Raw genomic sequence first — 17,865 nt, 5'->3', positions numbered from 1 at the left:
TCCTTGTCCAAGTTGGTGCCGTACTTCTTGATCAGTTCCTTGGAGACCTCGGCCGGGACCGGAACGTACCGGCTGAACTCCATGGTGAACTCCGCCTTCCCCTGGCTCGAGGACCTGAGGTCGGTGGAATACCCGAACATCTCCGAAAGGGGCACGTCGGCGTCCACCCGGGCGAACCCTTCCGATTCGGTGGTCCCGACGATGATGCCGCGGCGCTGCATGATGGTGCGGACGAAGTTGCCCTGGAACTCCACCGGGCCCTCCACGCTCACCTTCATGAGCGGCTCCAGGATGTGGGGGCGGGCGCGGTGGTAGAACTCCCGGAAGGCCCCCCGGGCCGCCGCCTGGAAAGCGTTGTCGGAAGAGTCCACCGAGTGGGCCGCCCCGTCGTTGACGACCACCCGCAGCCCCGTCACCGGGAAGCCGATCAGCCGCCCCTTCTTCAACATGGAGCGGAACCCCTTCTCCACCGAGGAAATGAACTCGCGCGGGATCGCGCCGCCGACGATCTCGTCGACGAACTCGAACTCGCCCGACTCCAGCGGCTCGACAAACCCCCCGACGCGCCCGTACTGCCCGGAGCCCCCCGTCTGCTTCTTGTGGGTGTAGTCGAAATCGACCCTCCGGCTGATCGCCTCGCGGTAGGCCACCTGCGGCGCCCCGGTCTCCACCTCGGCGCCGTACTCGCGCTTCATCCGCTCCACGTAGACGTCCAGGTGGAGTTCCCCCATCCCGGAGATGATGGTCTCCCCCGACTCCTCGTCCATGTGGGTCTTGAAGGTCGGGTCCTCCTTGGTGAAGCGGTTGAGCGCCTTCGCCATGTTCCCCGCCATCTTCCGGTCCCTGGGGGCGACGGTGAGGTGGATGACCGGGTCGGGCACGTGCATCGAGGTCATGGCGTAATTCACCTTGTCCGAGGTGAAGGTGTCGCCCGAGGCGCAGTCGATGCCGAACAGCGCCACGATGTCCCCGCCGTGCGACTCGGTGATCTCCTCCATTTCATTGGAGTGCATCCGCACCAGCCGGCCGACGCGCACATCCTTGCCGGTGCGCCGGTTGACGATGGTGTCCCCCCGCTTGAGCGTCCCCTGGTAGATCCGGATGTAGGTCAGCTGCCCGAAGCGGGTCTCCTCGAGCTTGAACGCCAGCGCCACCAGCGGGGAATCGGGGTCGGAATTGAGGACCACCTTGTCCTCGTCCTTCGCGAGGTCGAGGGCCTCGTTGACGACCTCGGTCGGGTCGGGCAGGTACTCGGTGACCGCGTCGAGCAGCGGCTGGATGGCCGTGTTCTTGTAGGCCGACCCCATGAACACGGGGGTCAGCTGCAGGGAGAGCGTCCCCCGCCGCGCCGCCTCGTGGATCATCTCCGGGGTGGCCCGCTCCTCGAGGGCCGCCTCGAGCAGCTCGTCGGAAAACATCGAGAGCGCGTCGAGCATCTCCTGGCGCTTTTCCTCCGCCTGGCCCAGCAACGCCGCGGGGATCTCCTCGATCCGGCGCTCCTCTCCGCCGGGACCGTCGAAGTAGTGGGCCTTCATGTGGACCAGGTCCACCACCCCCTCGAACTTGGCCTCGAGCCCGATCGGTATCTGCATCATGACGGCGTTGTGCTTGAGCTTCTCGCGCAGGTGCTCGACCACGCGGAAGGGGTTGGCCCCCGACCGGTCGAGCTTGTTGATGAAGGCCAGGCGCGGCACGTTGTAGCGCCGCATCTGCCGGTCGACCGTCAGGGACTGGGACTGCACCCCCGCCACCCCGCAGAGCACCAGCACGGCCCCGTCGAGCACCCTGAGGGAGCGCTCCACCTCGATGGTGAAATCGACGTGCCCCGGGGTGTCGATGAGGTTGATGAAATGCCCCGCCCACTCGCAGTAGGTGGCGGCCGAGGCGATGGTGATCCCGCGCTCGCGCTCGAGGTCCATCGAATCCATCACGGCGCCCACGCCGTCCTTCCCCCTCACGTCGTGCATCACGCGGATGCGCTGGGTATAGAAAAGGATGCGTTCCGTCAAAGTGGTCTTGCCGGAATCGATATGTGCGCTGATTCCGATGTTTCTTACGCGTTTCAGGTCCCTGATCAAGTCCTTAACCTCTTTCCTTATTATTACAAATCGAGCAGCAAATAGTACCAGATATGTCAAGCGCCCACCCGGGCCGGCTTTGGGAGGGGGCCCCCCTTACCGCAGCTTGGGGCGGATCCCGTGGCGGATGTCCATTGGCGTCCTTTAGGCGCTCGGTCACCCCGATCCTGCACGACCGGGTGCGACATTTACAGTCTCCCTGACTCCCCCGCCGCCGCGGACCCTCCCGGACCGGGGCGACCCCGCAAAATTTCCAGCCGATCCCACGCCCGGATAATTGCCACTAGGCCATCATGATCATATAATTAACTAAGTTTTGAAATTGAATTGCCTGTTCTAGTGGCAATTCCTGCCCTTCCTCTTCACCTTGCCCGGGGTTTTCCCGGAAGGAGTACCTTATGGAAGCCATCTGGGGATTGATATCAGGGATTTTCTGGCTGGCGGTCTTCGCGGGCGTCATCGCCCTCGTGATCTTCCTGACCACCTACAACAAGCTCCGCCGACTCTCGGAGGAGGTGCAGAAGCGGTACTCCAACCTGGGCGCCTCCTATAAGAAGATGGTGGATGTCCTGAACAAGCTGGGGGACGCCGTCAAGCGCTTCGAAGGGTACGAGGGGCTGGTGGTGACCCAGGTCTCCCAGGACTACACCGCGGCCACCCTCAACACGGCCTACCACCAGTCGGGCGCCATCATGGCCTCCCTGCAGAACGCCGCGCAGCGCTTTCCCGACCTGAAGGCCGACGCCCAGTACCAGAAACAGATGGACGCCATCGCCGGGTGCCACGTCGACATCGAGACGCGAACCCGGGAGTACAACGACGCGGTGAGCGACTACCGCCGGGTGCGCCTATCCTTCCCCACCGTCCTCTACGCCGGCCTGATCGGCTACCCGAAGGGGGAATACATCCGTTTCGAGGGGGCGGACGTATCGGGCATCGGCCCGGTCGGTTCCTTCGCCGCCGACGACGAACGGCTGGAGCGCCTGATCTCGGCCGCGGGGACCAGGGTCGCGGGAGCCACCCGCTCGCTGGCCGGCCACGCCGGGGAGGCGGGAAAGGTCCTGGCGGGCCAGGCGGCGCACGCGGGCAAGGCCCTCGCCGAAAAAATCAGGGAGAACGCCACGACCAAGTACTTCTACCTCGTCCCCGGCGCGGTGCCGAAGGGCCCGGCAACCCTGGAGGAGATCCGCTCCCTGGTGTCCCGGGGCATGATCCCCCAAGACACCCTGCTGGCCGAAGCCGGGCGCGAGGACTGGGCCCCCATCCCGCCGGTCGAACCAGCAGGGCCGGCTTCCATCCGGTCAGCGTAAGGCGGACCGGACGAAGTCGGCCAGGACCCGTTCGGCCTCGCGGGAGAAGGGTTTGGCGGGATCGACGTAATCCTCGGGCAGCCGGGGCTCCCCCTCGATCTCCTTGAAGACGTGGTTCACGTTCGGGAGCCCGGCGAAGCGGATGGCGGCGTTCCCCCCCTTTTGGAAGCTGTCGGCCAGGAGCCGGGCGTCCCCGCAGCTCATCTGGGCATCCTTCTCCCCGCACAGGACCAGGACCGGGAGGGCCGGCGGGAGGCCGGACGCGAGGGCGCGCGGGTCGTGCCGGTGCGCCGTCTGGAGGAATTTCAGGTTCTGCCCGAGAAAGAGCGAGGCGAACTGCGGGCTGATCTTCTCCGGGACCGTGGCGTCGCGGCTCACCCGCGCGATGAGCCGGTCGATCTCCGCCATCCCCTCGTCCGCCTGGGCCTGCGTGTACGCCCCCATCCTGACCGCCGCGGCGTACTGCCCGGCCGCCTGCTCCCGGATGAGGGTCATGTAGGGTTTGGCGCCGGGCATGGCGAGCGCGAGGGCGGCGGGGGGCTGCCCCCCCTTCATCCGGTCGGCGGCCACCAGGGCGATCAGCGCCCCCTCGCTGTGCCCCAGAAAGCCGATGCGCGCCGGGTCGATCCCGGGGCGGCCCGCCAGGTATTCGCGGGCATCGAGGGCGAGGGCGACATAATCATCGAATTCGATGCTTTCCACCGCCTGCGCGTGGCTCCCCAGGGGGGTCTTGCCGACACCGAACTTGTCGTAGCGCAGGGAGGCCACCCCGGCTTCGGCCAGGATCCGGGCGAGGTGCCGGTGCGACTCGGTCCTCCCCGGGAGCATCCGGCTGTTGCCGTCCCGGTCGGTGGGCCCGCTCCCGGAGATCAACACCATGGCCGGCGCCCTCCCCGACCCGCCCCGCGGGAGCCGCAGCGTGCCGTAGACGGCATTGCCCCCGCTCGAGAACGTGACCTCCTCCTCTCCGGTCTCGAGCTCCGTCTCGACCGGCGCCGGGGGGAGCTGCAGCCCGGCCACGCGCCCGTCGTCCCGCAGGGTCACGACGACTATCTGCGTCCCCTTCTCGAACCGGAGGGTGAGGACTACCGAGGTGAATTCCCGCACCTTCCGGACCTCCCGGGATGCTTCCCCCTCATAAGCCCCCTTCGAGGACAGGATCGATTTCCAGACTCCCTCGAGTTGCGGGAGCGCCACCGCCTTCCGCATCGCCTCGTCGAAGCGGTCATAGGCCGCCCCCGCGTCCCCTGCGTTGAGCGCGGCCACCACCTCCCGCGCGATCCCCAGCGCCCGCTCGTCGGTGAGCTCCTCGACCCCCTTCTGGGCCGAGGCCGAAAGCGCGCAAAACATCATCATCGCGGCGACCCGCACGGCGAGTTTCATGTCGCTCTCCCCGAAAATGATTGGAAACTTGATGACGTGAGAATTCTACACCCGCAAAACACCGGAACGTACCAGGATGTACTCGGCACCGCTTCGGCAACTATCCGCCCTGTGCTATGATTGCAGAACTGGAGTGGATCCGATGAAAGCATATACGGCGATCGTAGAGAAATGCCCTCAGACGGGACTTTATGTCGGATATGTTCCCGGATTCCCAGGCGCTCACAGCCAGGGAGAAACCCTCGACGAACTCCGCCTCAATCTCCGGGAAGTCCTGGAGCTGCTCCTGGAGGATGGAGATCCGGTCCTGGAAACAGAATTTATCGGAATTCAGACCATCCAGGTTGCATGATGGTGAAAGCCCCGGTTTTGCGACCGAAGGAGCTTGCCGCCATTCTCGAGAGACTGGGCTTCAGAGAGGATCGGCAACGCGGGTCTCACAAGCATTACCGGCATGCCGACGGCCGGGGCACGACCATCCCGTTTCATCCGGGCCGCGATATATCCCCCATCCTGCTGAAACAGATCGCCAAAGAAATCGGCTTGACCGTTGATGAATTGACCCGCGATCGTCAGTCGCCGAAAAAGGGGTAAGGAAATCTCACTGCCTCCTCCATCCTTACAGCCGTCCAAGGCGCGCGGGAAGGCAGGTCTGCGTCCTCCCCGGCCGGGCGCCCGGCCGGGGAGGGTGCGGGATCAGGCTTACTTTTTCGGCGCCGGTTTGGCCGCCTTTTTGGGCGCCGGTCTGGCCGCCTTTTTCGGTGCCGCCTTGGCGGCGGCCTTGGGCGCGGCCTTGGCCTTCGGCGCCTTGTTGTTCTTGGCGATGTACTTCACCTCCTGGATCGCGATCCGCTTTTTCGGGCGGACGCTCGCATCCGGGGTGACCCGCGCGTCGATGAAGAGGAAGGGCTTGCCCACGCGCTTGATCTCGAGCGGGCAGTGCATGACGTTCTTGGGGATGAAGATGTAGCAGGGATAGTTGATCTTGACCACCTTGTCCCCCAGCAGGATCTCCACGTCGGCGTCGAAGTCGGCGAAGTTGCGGCTGTCTCCGATGAGGTAGACCCACTGGTCGAAGTTGTGCTTGTGGCTCGGGAAGCCCAGGGTGTCGGGCTTGGTGATGCGGGCAAATCCCATCGCCAGGACCGAGTCGGGGATGTCCAGGGGGCCGAGACCCGTGACCATCGGTTCCTTGATCGTGTCGTGGATCGACTTCCAGGGTTTGAGTTCGACCACGTTCGGTTTCCGTACCTTGTTCTTCAGCTTAAGCATGCCAGCCATAAGGGCCTCCTTTGATGTGCCGCGCAGCGCAGAGCGCAACTTCGTACGATGTCCAATGCGTCCCATTCTATATCAGCCCGCGGCCGACCCCGGCAAAAATAAAGCGCCAAAATGAAGCGCTTGCGCGGCGCAAATTGGTTACAATGGCCTCAACTTCGACAGACGAACCCGATGCAGTGAACCCGAGCCGGCCCGGAACGACTTCCGAACCCGACCCGTTCCGCAACGAGGGAGGCCCTTGCAATGACCCAGCCCAAGCCCCGCGGCGACGCCGCCGCACACTATGCCGAAAGGGACCGGAGGGTGAGCGACGCCATCGCGCTCGAGGTGCCCGACCGGGTGCCGTTTCAGCTCTTCGCCGGCTACTTCTCGGGCACCTACTGCGGCGTCCCCTTCTCCTCCGCCTACTACGACGCCGCCGCCTGGCGCGCGGCCAACGTCCGGACCATCACCGAGCTCGGGCCCGACATCTACTGGGCGCAGACGGCCATGCTCTCCGGGAAGGCGATGGAGATCCTCGGCCCCCTCGGGATGCGGTGGCCCGGCGGCGGCGTCGCCCCGAACCTGAGCCACCAGATGATCGAACTGGAGCCGATGAAGCAGGAGGAGTACGACCTCTTCCTCCGCGACCCGTCCGATTTCATGGCCCGCGTCTACCTCCCGCGCGCTTTCCGCTCCGCCGGACCCATGGGGCATCTTCCCCCCATGCGGTCCGTCATCGGCCCCTGGGGGCTGGCCGGGCTGCTGGCGCAGTCGGTGCGGCCCGGGATGGCGGAGATGCTGGAGCGCTTCGCCGCCGCCGCCCGGCTGCAGGCCGAGTGGCAGGCGTCCGACCTCGATTTCGACGAGAAGATGGGGGAGCTCGGCTTCCCCGTCTACAACAGCTCCCGGATGATGGCCGCCTCCCCTTTCGACACGGTCTCCGACTTCCTCCGCGGGATGCGGGGGACGATGCTCGACATGTACCGCGTCCCCGACAAGCTGCTCGAGGTCTGCGACCTCTACTGCCGGCAGAACCTGGAGATGATCGCGGCCAACCCCGCCCCGGCCGACGGCAACCGGCGGGTGTTCATGGCCCTGCACCGCGGTTCCGACGGCTTCATGTCGCTCGCCCAGTTCGAGAAGTTCTACTGGCCGTCGCTCAGGAAGGTCCTCCTGGCCCTGGTCGATGCCGGGTGGACCCCCTGCCCCTTCTTCGAGGGGACCTGGGACCGGCGCCTGGAGTACCTGCTCGAGCTGCCGCGCGGAAAGGTGCTGTGCCATTTCTCGCAGACCGACGCGCAGCGGGCCAAGGCGGTCCTGGGGGGCCACCTCTGCATCATGATCGACGTCCCCGGCTTCCTCCTGAAGGCCGGTTCGGTCCCCGAAGTCGAGGAGCACTGCCGCAAGCTCATCCAGACCTGCGGCAGGGACGGCGGCTTCATCCTGACGGCCACCTGCATCGACGAGGCGAACCCGAAAAACGTGAAGGCGATGATCGACACCGCCCGGACCTTCGGGCGGTACGACTGACCCTCCTTTGCGCCGGACCGGGACGGGATCTTATATAGAGATCAACGAGCCCGGGAAACCCGTCCGCCCCGGGCAGGGAGGGAACAAGCCATGTCCATAACCTGGAAGAAGAACGTCGACGCGGCCCTCGAGGAGGCGCGCACGGAGGGGCGACCGCTCCTGCTCGATTTCAGCGCGGCCCCCGCTTGAGGAGGGTGCGCCCGGCTGGAAGCCGAGGTCTACCCCGACGAGCGCGTCAGGAGATTCATCAAGGACCATTTCATCGCGGTCAAGATCCACATCGGCGAGCAGCCCGAACTCTTCGGGCGCTTCGGAGCGCGCTGGACGCCGACGGTGCAGATCCTCGACCCCGAGGGGAACCGGCGCCACCAGGTCGAGGGCTTCCTGCCGCCCGAGGATTTCCTCGGACAGCTCAAGCTCGGCCTGGCCCACGCGGCCTTCGCCCGGGAGGACTGGAAGGAGGCCGTGAAGCGGTTCGAAGACATCCTCGACGCGCACCCCGGTTCCGACGCCGCCCCCGAGGCCCTCTACTGGCGCGGCGTCACCCGCTACAAGGCGAGCGGCGACGCCGCCGACCTCATGGAGACGGGCGCGGCCTTCAAGACCCGCTACGTCAACACCACCTGGGCGAAGAAGGCGTCGGTCTGGGGGTAGGTCAGAGGAGATAGCCCCCTTCGCCCAGGGCGATCTCCCGGGGGTTCTGCTCGAAGCGGTACCCCGCCGCATAGACGTCCGTGTGCCGGAGGATCCGCTCCCGGCCGAGGCCGGTGTAGGTGTAAAAAACGACGAAGCGCGGGCCGCCGCCGTCCCGCCACACGGTGGGGAGCCACTCGAGCGGTTCCTCTTCCCGCCACTGCCACGCCTGCCCGGCGATGTCCCTGCCGTCGGTGATCACCTCCTGCGGGAACCAGGTACAGCCCTGCCGGAGCGTGCCCATCTCCCCGAGTTCCCGGATGAAGATCGACGCCTGGAAATAGGCCAGGACCGAGCCGTCCCCCTCGAGGAAGCGGCCGATATCGGCGCTCGCCCATTCCGGGAGCGGATCCCGCCCGAAATCGAACCCTTCCTCGGGCGGCTCGGGCAGTTCCTCGTCGGCCGGGATCGCAAAGACGAACCCGTTGCCGTTCACGCCGTCGAAGAAATGGTAGGACGACAGCCGGAACCCCTCCCGCAGGCGCAGGCGCGGAAAGGCCTCGAGCAGCGCCTGGGGGTCGTAGGCGTCCACCGTCCACCCGGCGCGGAGCGGCTCGAATCCCCGGTCGATGGCGCGCGAGATCCGCCGCGCCCGGCGCATCACCCTCCCGACCATCTTAGCGCGCACGACCAGCTCGAGCTCCATTCCCGTCCCCCCCTGTCATCCATGCCCGCCCGATCGGATTGTCACATGATACGACATAATGGCGACCATGAATAACACCGCCTTTACTCCCGGGACACCTTCCGGTGGTTCCGCACCAGGAGGGCGATTGCGCGCGAGCGCTTCTTTCGCGCCCGCTGCACGCTCTCCCGGGTCGCGCCCAGTTCCTGCCGCAACTTCCCGTAATTGAGCAGTCGCTCCGCGCTCACCTCCCCCCGCTCGAGCGCGGCGCGGACCGCGCACCCCGGCTCCCCCCGGTGGCCGCAGTCGCCATAGCGGCACCCCCGGGCCAGCCGCGCGATGTCGTCAAACGCGTCCGCGATGTCCTCCTCGCTCCCCCAGAGCTGCACCTCGCGCAGCCCCGGGCTGTCGAACACCCACGCGCCGCCGCCGGTGAGAAACCCGCGCGTGGACGTCGTCGTCGCGCGCCCCCGCCCGTCCGACTGCCGGACCGCGCCCGTGCGCGCCACCTCTTCGCCCGCCAGGTGATTGACCAGGGTCGACTTGCCCACCCCGGAGGAACCGGTCAGGAGGCAGCTGTTCCCCGGGCGCAGCCAGGCGCCGAGATCGGCCACCCCGTACCCGCTCCGCACCGAGATCGCGTGCACCGCCACCCCCTTCAGTTCGTATTCCGTCCGGGCGACAAACCCGACCGGGTCGGGGCAGAGGTCGGCCTTGGTCAGGACCACCACCGGCCGCACGCCCCCCCGGCGCGCCTGCACCAGGTAGCGGTCGAGCCGCTTCCGGTTGTAGTCGCGGTCGAGCCCGAGGAGGATGAGGGCGAAATCGATGTTGGCCGCCAGCACCTGCTCCCGCACCTCCCTGCCCGCCGCCTGGCGTGAAAAGAACGAGCGGCGCCCGAGCATCCCCCGGACCACGGCCGTCGTCTGGGCGGTATCGAGCGCGACCCAGTCCCCCGCCACCACCGGCTCCGCCGCCCGGATCCCCCCCGCCGGGTACGCCGTCCGGGCGCCCGCCGCCGTCCACACCCGGAACACATTCCGGCCGGCTTCGAGCACCCGCCCCGGCTCGAGCCCCGCCGCCGCAAACGGCGCGAATTCCTTCCCCCTCGCCTCGTCCCAGGCGCCCAGAAAAGCGCCTTCAAAAACCTCTGCAGATCGATCCATCTCGAGCCTCTCATGATTCCCCGGACCGGCCGGGCACACTGATGATTTATGAACGTAATCGGGAGTCGGGGCGGAGCACGGCCCGGGCGCGGAACCACCCGCCGGGACGTCGCTCCTGGACTAGAGAACCGAGGCTTGCAGAGTCTGTTTCATAAGCACGACGCCATGATAGCCCGTCCGGCGGCGAAGTCAATACCGGTATCATTTACTAGGCTGCCTGCGTGGGGGTACAATCGGCCCGCGATGGACGACCGCACGATCCGTTACTACGACGACAACGCCGAAGAGGTCTTCGCCCTCTACGAATCCGCCGCCGGCGGGGTGCGGCAATACTTCCGGCTCGCCTTCCCGACCGGGGCCGAGGTCCTCGACATCGGTTCCGGCTCGGGGCGCGACCTCGGCATCCTCGCCGCCGAGGAGTACGCCGCCTACGGCGCCGAGCCGAGCGCCGCGCTGCGGTCCCTCTGCCTGTCGCACCACCCGGAGACGGAGGGGCGCGTCTATTCCGCCGCCCTCCCGGAGCTTTCGGCGCACATTCACAAAAAATTCGACGGCGTCCTCTGCTCCGCCGTGCTGCAGCACCTGCCGGCGGAGCGGCAGTTCGACGCCGCCTTCGACATCCGCAGCCTCCTGAAACCGGGAGGCCGGCTCCTCCTCTCCTTCCCGGGGCAGCGCCCCGGCATCGGGGAAAACGGCCGCGACGACAAGGGGCGCCTCTACACCCCCCTGGTCCCGGAGGCGGTGGAGCTCCTCTTCGAGCGCCTCGGCTTTCACCTCCTCGGCCGCTGGGACAACGAGGACGGCCTCGGCCGGCCCATCCGCTGGACCACCCTCCTCTTCTCGCTGCGCTCGGACCAGGCGCTGCGCCCCATCGACCGGATCGAGGGGATCCTGAACCGCGACCGGAAGACGGCGACATACAAACTCGCCCTCTTCCGCGCCCTGTGCGACATCGCGCTGACGCGCTTCGCCCTCGCCTCCTGGCGCCCCGACGGCAGCGTCGGAGTCCCGGTCGACGAAATCGTCGAGCGCTGGATCTATTATTACTGGCCCCTGATGGACAACCCCGAAGGCTTCATCCCCCAGATCCGCGGGGAAAAGCCGGGGAGCGCCAAACCGATCGCCTTCCGCCGCGACCTGGGCCGGCTGATCGATTCCTTCAGCCTCTCCGGCGGCCTCGACGCCTTCGCCACGGCCCTCGGGAACGACGCCCTCAGCCCTCAACAGCGGACGATCCTCGAACGGCTGCAGAGGATCCTATGCCGGACCATCATCAATGGTCCTGTGCGGCACGCAGGCCACTTTATGGATGGAAACACGAACTTTTTCGTCTACGACCGCCAGAGCCAGCAAGTGTTTTTCGACGCCGACATCTGGCGGGAGCTGTGCCTGTCGGGGCACTGGATCCAGGACGCGCTCCTGCTCCGCTGGAGCGAGCTGACCGCCGATATCTCCGGGGGAACCATCAGCCGAAGCCACGTCATCGACCGCCTCCTCCGAATCCCCACCTTCAGCCGCAACGTCGATGAAGCCAAAAACATCTACCGGGACATGGCGGGGAAGCAATGCGTATGGACGGGCGAGAGGCTCTACGGGAGATACGAGGTGGACCACGTCCTCCCCTTCTCCCTCTGGCGTAACAACGACCTCTGGAACCTCCTCCCCGCCGCCGCGGCAATCAACCGCGCCAAGGCCGACCGCCTCCCCACCAACTCCCTGCTCAGGAAGCGGAAAGGCGTCATCCTGGAGTACTGGGATCTCCTGCACCGGGCCAACCCGCCCCGGTTCGAAAGGGAAACCGGCCGCTTCACCGCCGCCCGCACTTTCGATCTGTCTAGGGTTTTCGCCGGAATGATGGAAGCGGTGGAGGTCACCGCCCTGCAGCGCGGCATCGACCGCTGGGAGCCGTAGACCGCCGACTACCCCGCCTTGCGGAAAAGCTCGTAGCGCTCCTCCAGAAAATCCTCGCGCGGCTTCAAGAGCGCGGAATTCGGAACTACGCTGAGCTTCTTGTTGTGCCACCCTTGAAGGCCATGAATGAGGAGGGGACCGTCCGACTCCTCAAGGATATCGCGCCGGATCTCGATTACCAGATCGGGCCGGATTCCCAGAATCTGGGAATCGAACGCCGCGTGGTGCAGTTTGCAGAGCGAAATCCCATTAGACACCCAGGGCTCTCCCCGGGGATTCCGGTCGGGCAGGATGTGCGCCGCTTCCAGAAGCTCCGCGTGTCGCAGCCTGCATATGGAACAGGACTGCCGGTAGGCCTGAAGCACCCGGATACGGAAGCTTTGTTGATGCAGGCGCCGCTGGGTGGCAACGGTGATATAGGAGCGAACGGCGGTTTCGTCCCCGAACGAGAACTCCCTTGGGTTGGCATCCACCCGCTTCTCTGCAACCACCACCGAAAAGGTAAGGGAGCCGGGGTCATCGCCCACAATGTACACCGGCCATACGGCCTCGTATTGCCCCGGGGCGTGGCCATAGAAATAGATCAGCGGAACCTGCCTCTGCATGGCCAGGCGGAGTCCCACGTTGTCCCGGTGGTTGGGATCGGTCCCGCGGTATTTGTAGCGGATCAGCCCATCCGTACCGATTTCATCCTCGTAGGGACGGGGCTTTCCCTCTTCGATCGGAACAGTTTTAATGCTGAGCGGGATCTCCGGCAGGATGGCCGGCTTGAAAATGCCGGGCGGACCCAAAAACCGAACCCCCCGACCCTCAAATTCGAACCCCGCACTGAGACTCGTCAGCGGCAAAATGTCGCCATATTGCATCCGGAGGATTTCAAGATGCGCAAAGGCCTTTAGCCGGATTCGGGTATCCAGATCATCCATGTCTAATTCCCGATCAATTTGAATCATCATAGGCAACTCGATGTCAAATGCAAGGGAAAGCGTAATCGCAGTTGAGAAAAATGCAAGAAACTATGTGCAAAAGATAATCTGCTCGGCAGGGGATCCGATAAGGTCGGCACCGCCCATTCGGGCATCGGTCGTTCCGGGAGTGACCTCGGATGTCATAACAGCGGTCTACGTTGATGTGCATGATTTGAGCCTTAGTGGACCCCGTTTGGTGCAACGGAGGCGGGGCCTACAGGCATGAAACCGGAAACGGTGCAAAGCAATACACAAAAGGAGAGATATGAAAAAGACCATCATGTTGCTGTTCGCCCTGGCCTCCTTGGCGCCAGCATTTGCGGAAGACAGGATCCTTGAGCGAAATGCGAAAATCTACATCGAGGAGATGGAAAATGATCTCGATGGATTCATTCGCGCGGAAATGGTCAAAAAGAAGGTCCCCCTCCAGGTCCTGTTGAGTCCCGAGGGTGCCGATTACATCATGACGGGAAACTTGGTTATTCAGGAAAAGCGATCATGGCACGAGGGCTGGCTATCGGGAGAAAAGGATCACAACATCGCCAACGTGATGGTGGTGGACCCGAAATCAAATACGATGTTATGGGCCTCGGAGGCTGGAGACAGGAGCTTGTGGTGGGGTGCGATGAAACGGGGCGGACCTAGAAAGACCGCCGAGAGACTGACGACGAACCTGAAAAAAATCGTCAAAAAGAAATAGTCCGAATATCGTCTCACTTGCTGAGGGCGGGCCAGACACTATACGGCCCGCCCTCAATCCCAGCGCAATTGCCAATTCCTGCTACAATGCCGGCGGACCCTATCGGGGAGATCGCACCTCATGCGCAAATACCACGGCGGCCTGCTGTTGGCCGCACACGACCTGGACCGGTTCCTCGGGTGCGCGCACGCGACGGTGCTCGACCTCTGCGACCTGGAAGAACCGCTGCCGAAGGCCGAAGAGGACGGGCAGCTCGCGCTCCTGCGGGAGAAGGGGTTCGAGCACGAGCGGCGCTACCTGGAGGCGCTCAAGGGGGAGGGGCTCCGGGTGGTCCAAATCAAGGGCTCGGGCGCGCTCGGGGAGCGGGTGCGCGAGACGCGCGCGGCGATGGAGTCCGGGGCCGACATCGTATACCAGGGGGCGCTCTACTCGGGGAAGTGGCACGGCTACGCCGATTTCCTCCGCCTTGCGGGGCGCGACCGCGCCGGGCGGCCGCTGTACGAGGCGGTCGACACCAAGCTCGCGCGCCGCGCCACCCCGGCCCACATCATGCAGCTGTGCGTCTACACCGGGCTTCTGGCCGAGGCGCAGGGGACCGAGCCGCAATCCATGTACATCATCCTGGGGGACGGGCGGGAGGAGGCGTTCCGCTTTGCCGACTTCGCCGCCTACTACCGGATCGCGCGCCGCCGCTTCGAGACCTTCGTATCGGCGGCGCACCCGGAGTCGCGCCCCGAGCCCTGCCGGGCGTGCGACAGCTGCCGCTGGCGCGAGCGGTGCGAGGCGCAGTGGGAGCGGGAGGACCACCTGAGCCTGGTCGCCAACATCCGGCGCACCCAGGTCGACAGGCTGCAATCGGCCGGCATCGGCACGGTGCGGGCGCTCGCCTCCCTTCCGGACGAAGCCCCCGTGGCCGGGATGGCGCCGGAGGCGCTCGAGCGCCTGCGGTCGCAGGCGCAGCTGCAGGTCACAAAGCGGGACAGCGGCGAAAACCGGGTCGAGCTGTTGCCTCTCGAGGAGGGGCGGGGGTTCGCGCGGATGCCGCGGCCCGACCCCGGGGACCTCTTCCTCGATTTCGAGGGGGACCCGCTCTACCCGGACGGGCTCGAGTACCTCATGGGGGTCTATTTCGTGGAGGAGGGGAAGGGTATTTTCAGGCCCTTCTGGGCCCACGACCACGAGGAGGAGCGGGCGGCGTTCGAGCGGCTGAGCGATTTTTTCACCCGGCATCTCCAGGACCACCCCGGGGCGCATATCTATCATTACAACCACTACGAGGAAACGGCGCTCAAGCGCCTGGCATCGGGCTACGGGACGCGCGAGGACTCTGTCGACCGGCTCCTGCGCGGCCGGAAGCTCGTCGACCTGTACAAGGTGGTCAGGGAAGGGGTGCGGGTGTCCGAGCCGCGCTACTCGCTCAAGAACCTGGAAGCGTTTTACATGGAGGGGCGCGCCGGCGAGGTGAAAACGGCCGGGGACAGCATCGTCGTGTACGAAAAGTGGCGCGCGACCGGTGATGCCCCCCTGCTTGCCGAAATCGCCGAATACAACGAGATCGACTGCCGCTCGACCGCGCTCCTGCGCGACTGGCTCCTCGGGCTGCGCCCCCCCGACGTTCCCTGGCCCGAAGCGGCGGAAGAGCCGGAGGAGGAGAAGGCCGCGGCGCGGGAGGAAGCCGAACTCCGGCGCTCGGAGTGCGAGCGTCGCCTGCTGGAGCGCGCCCCCGCGGCCGAAGTCCCGGCGCGCAACCTGACGGCCCAGCTGCTGGAGTTTCACCGGCGGGAGGCCAAGCCGCAGTGGTGGGCGATGTTCGACCGCCAGGGGCGTCGCGAAGAAGAGCTCGTCGAGGACGCGGAGTGCCTCGCCGGCCTGCGCCTTCATCCCCGGATCGCCCCGGTCCAGGAGAAGCGGTCGATCGTTTATACCTACACCTTCCCGCCGCAGGACACCAAGCTCCGCGCGGGGGACACGCCCCTGGACTCCGATCGGCTCGAGCCGGCAGGCACCATTCTCTCCGTCGACGAGGAGAGGCGTACCGTCCGGATCAAACGGGGGATGCAGAAGGGGGAGCTGCCGGAACGCCTTTCGCTGGTCCCGGCCGGCCCGATCGACCAGAGGGTGCTGCGCGACGCGGTTTACCGCCATGCCGAAGCCATGGTTTCCGACCCGGACCGCTACCGGGCGGTGCGGGCGCTGCTCATGCGCGAGCCGCCCCGGATCTCGGGGCATGCTCCCGGCGTCCCCGTCGTTCGGGACGCGGAAGAAACGCTCGCACAGGCTATCGATGCCGTCAGCCGGCTCGACGAAAGTTGTCTCTTCATCCAGGGCCCCCCGGGGTCGGGCAAGACCTACACTTCCTCCCACATCATCGTGGAGCTGCTGCGGCAGGGACGGCGGGTGGGGGTAGCGGCCAACTCCCACAAGGCGATTCACAACCTCCTGGCCGCGGTGGAACGCCGGGCGGTCGAGACCGGCTTCAGCTTCCGCGGGATCAAGAAGAGCACCGCAAACGAGGAGACCTGGTTTGGCGGGCGCTTCGTGGAGGATGTGACCGACAACGGCCGGGTCGACCCCGAAGCCGACCTGATCGCGGGGACCGCCTGGCTCTTCGCCCGCGAGGAGTTTGATCAAAAGCTTGATTTCCTTTTCGTGGACGAGGCGGGGCAGGTGTCGCTGGCCAATATGGTGGCGATGGGGCTCGCGGCCCGCAACCTCGTCCTGGTCGGGGACCAGATGCAACTGGCGCAGCCCATTCAGGGCGTGCACCCGGGGGAGTCGGGGCTCTCGGTCCTCGACTACCTCCTCGAGGGGGCGCCGACCATCCCCCCGGAACGCGGGATCTTCCTCGGCACCACCTGGCGCATGCACGACGAGGTGTGCCGCTTCATCTCGGAGGTGGTCTACGACGGGCGCCTCCACCCCGAGCCGGGCACCCGGAACCAGCGGGTGTTATTGGGCGCCGACGCCCACCCCGACCTGGCCCCGACCGGGATCCGCTTCGTCCCGGTCGAGCACCGGGGCTGCTCCCAGAAGAGCGAGGAGGAGGGGCGCGTCATCCGGGAGATTTACGGGAGCCTGCTTCTCGAGAGCTTCCGGGACCGCAACGGGAAGGAGCACCCCTTCGGGACGGAAAACATCCTGGTGGTCTCCCCCTACAACGTCCAGGTCAACCACCTCCGCTCGGTTCTCCCCGCGGGGGCGCGGGTCGGGACCGTGGACAAGTTCCAGGGGCAGGAGGCCGAGGTGGTCCTCGTCTCCATGGCGACCTCGGGGGCGGAGGACCTGCCGCGCGACATCGAATTCCTCTACAGCCGGAATCGGCTGAACGTGGCCCTTTCCCGCGCCCGCTCGCTGGCGCTCGTGGCCGCCAGCCCCCGTCTGCTCGAAATCCCCTGCGCCACGGTGGAGCAGATGCGGCTGGTCAACACCCTCTGCAGGGTGGCCGATGGGGGACATTTGTCCTTTTAAGAAGGACAATTTTGGGCTGATTTATCCTTTTCACAAGGACAAATAGCGCGGCCCTGGGTTTTACACCGTCTGCAGGAGCGCCCGCTTGACCAGCGTCTTGGCGATCTGGACCTTCCACCTGGTCGCCGCCAGCGGCCGCGCGTCCGCCACCGCCGCCTCGCCCGCCGCCGCGGCCAGCGCCTCGTCGATCTTCTTCCCCGCCACGACCGCCTCGGCCTTCACCGCCCGGTACGGTTTCGGCGCCACGGCGTTCAGCGCGATCCGCGCCGCCCCGCCGCCGACCATGACCGCGCAGTTGACGACCGGGAAGTCGATCGACTTGCGGATCGCGAACTTGAGAAACGCGCTCTTCGCCCCCGCGGGAGGCGCCGGAATCCAGATCTCCCGGATGATCTCCCCGGGCTCGAGCACCGTGTTGCCCGGCGTTTTCACGTCGAAGAAGTTCTCCGCCTCGATCGTCCGGCTGGTGGTCACCACCCGGGCGTTGAGCGCAATCAGGGCCGGTGCCGTGTCGCTCGGGTGCACGGCGATGCAGCTGCCCACCGCCCCGAAGATCGAGTGGTAGCGGTTGTCCCCCGACATGGCGAAACATCGGTCGCCCCCCTTGCGCTTGCAGTCGAAGCGGTTTTCCGGCTTGCGGAAGTACCAGCAGCGGTGCAGCTGCGCCAGGTTCCCCCCGATCGTCCCCATCTCCCGGATGTGGGGGGAGGCCACGCGCGAGGCCGCCTGCGCCAGCGCCGTGTACTTCTCCTTGATGACGGGGTTCGCCG

General features: G+C 66.1%; 15 protein-coding genes. 8 read left to right on the top strand and 7 right to left on the bottom strand.

Translation table 11 applies throughout. The annotated features are described in order from the left end of the window. A partial coding sequence (locus tag GXY47_08005) for an elongation factor G (GenBank protein ID NLV31084.1) occupies window positions 1-2,078 on the bottom strand: 2,078 nt, incomplete at its 3' end. Between the two features lie 398 nt (window positions 2,079-2,476). Here GXY47_08005 and GXY47_08000 point away from each other — a divergent pair. After that, window positions 2,477-3,388, top strand: coding sequence for a DUF4339 domain-containing protein (locus GXY47_08000; protein NLV31083.1), 912 nt, complete (start codon window positions 2,477-2,479; stop codon window positions 3,386-3,388). Here the strand turns inward: GXY47_08000 and GXY47_07995 are convergent. Then, window positions 3,380-4,771 carry a DUF3887 domain-containing protein gene (locus GXY47_07995; protein NLV31082.1) on the bottom strand — a complete coding sequence of 464 codons (1,392 nt, stop codon included), beginning with the start codon at window positions 4,769-4,771 and terminating at the stop codon, window positions 3,380-3,382. The genes GXY47_08000 and GXY47_07995 overlap by 9 nt on opposite strands. 142 nt (window positions 4,772-4,913) lie before the next feature. Between GXY47_07995 and GXY47_07990 the strand changes: the two genes are divergently transcribed. Further along, window positions 4,914-5,123 (top strand): type II toxin-antitoxin system HicB family antitoxin, encoded by a 210-nt coding sequence (locus GXY47_07990; protein ID NLV31081.1) that lies wholly within the window; start codon window positions 4,914-4,916, stop codon window positions 5,121-5,123. After that, window positions 5,123-5,365, top strand: coding sequence for an addiction module toxin, HicA family (locus tag GXY47_07985; GenBank protein ID NLV31080.1), 243 nt, complete (start codon window positions 5,123-5,125; stop codon window positions 5,363-5,365). Before GXY47_07990 ends, GXY47_07985 begins: the two co-directional genes overlap by 1 nt. Window positions 5,366-5,473: 108 nt before the next feature. Here GXY47_07985 and GXY47_07980 read toward each other — a convergent pair whose 3' ends face one another. Continuing rightward, window positions 5,474-6,052, bottom strand: coding sequence for a hypothetical protein (locus GXY47_07980; protein ID NLV31079.1), 579 nt, complete (start codon window positions 6,050-6,052; stop codon window positions 5,474-5,476). Window positions 6,053-6,295: 243 nt separating this feature from the next. Here GXY47_07980 and GXY47_07975 point away from each other — a divergent pair, with 243 nt between their 5' ends. Both GXY47_07975 and GXY47_07970 read left to right on the top strand, forming a co-directional pair. After that, entirely contained in the window at window positions 6,296-7,564 is a 1,269-nt protein-coding gene (locus tag GXY47_07975; GenBank protein NLV31078.1) for a hypothetical protein, read from the top strand. Window positions 7,565-7,897: 333 nt separating this feature from the next. Further along, a complete protein-coding gene (locus tag GXY47_07970) occupies window positions 7,898-8,218 on the top strand; it encodes a tetratricopeptide repeat protein (GenBank protein ID NLV31077.1) in 321 nt (106 codons plus the stop codon). Window position 8,219: 1 nt separating this feature from the next. Here GXY47_07970 and GXY47_07965 read toward each other — a convergent pair whose 3' ends face one another. Together GXY47_07965 and rsgA are read right to left on the bottom strand one after the other, a co-directional pair. Further along, on the bottom strand, window positions 8,220-8,903 hold the full coding sequence (locus tag GXY47_07965; GenBank protein NLV31076.1) for a hypothetical protein: 684 nt from the start codon (window positions 8,901-8,903) through the stop codon (window positions 8,220-8,222). Window positions 8,904-8,986: 83 nt separating this feature from the next. After that, window positions 8,987-10,048, bottom strand: coding sequence for a ribosome small subunit-dependent GTPase A (gene rsgA / locus GXY47_07960; GenBank protein NLV31075.1), 1,062 nt, complete (start codon window positions 10,046-10,048; stop codon window positions 8,987-8,989). A 243-nt stretch (window positions 10,049-10,291) separates the two neighbouring features. On the opposite strand from rsgA, the gene GXY47_07955 reads away from it, so the two are divergent. Continuing rightward, window positions 10,292-11,959, top strand: coding sequence for a methyltransferase domain-containing protein (locus GXY47_07955; GenBank protein NLV31074.1), 1,668 nt, complete (start codon window positions 10,292-10,294; stop codon window positions 11,957-11,959). A gap of 8 nt (window positions 11,960-11,967) precedes the next feature. Here the strand turns inward: GXY47_07955 and GXY47_07950 are convergent, their stop codons facing one another. Continuing rightward, window positions 11,968-12,885 (bottom strand): HNH endonuclease, encoded by a 918-nt coding sequence (locus tag GXY47_07950; protein NLV31073.1) that lies wholly within the window; start codon window positions 12,883-12,885, stop codon window positions 11,968-11,970. Window positions 12,886-13,192: 307 nt separating this feature from the next. Between GXY47_07950 and GXY47_07945 the strand changes: the two genes are divergently transcribed. Beyond that, window positions 13,193-13,627 (top strand): hypothetical protein, encoded by a 435-nt coding sequence (locus GXY47_07945; GenBank protein ID NLV31072.1) that lies wholly within the window; start codon window positions 13,193-13,195, stop codon window positions 13,625-13,627. A 120-nt stretch (window positions 13,628-13,747) separates the two neighbouring features. Then, window positions 13,748-17,095, top strand: a complete 3,348-nt coding sequence (locus GXY47_07940) for a TM0106 family RecB-like putative nuclease (GenBank protein ID NLV31071.1) — start codon at window positions 13,748-13,750, stop codon at window positions 17,093-17,095. A 60-nt stretch (window positions 17,096-17,155) separates the two neighbouring features. On the opposite strand, the gene GXY47_07935 is transcribed toward GXY47_07940, so the two are convergent. Then, the coding region (locus GXY47_07935) for a molybdopterin dehydrogenase (GenBank protein ID NLV31070.1) at window positions 17,156-17,865 on the bottom strand (710 nt) is incomplete at its 5' end.

This window comes from Acidobacteriota bacterium (genome assembly GCA_012729555.1).
Taxonomy (GTDB): domain Bacteria; phylum Acidobacteriota; class UBA6911; order UBA6911; family UBA6911; genus UBA6911.
This window is presented reverse-complemented; position numbering and strand designations above follow the sequence as displayed.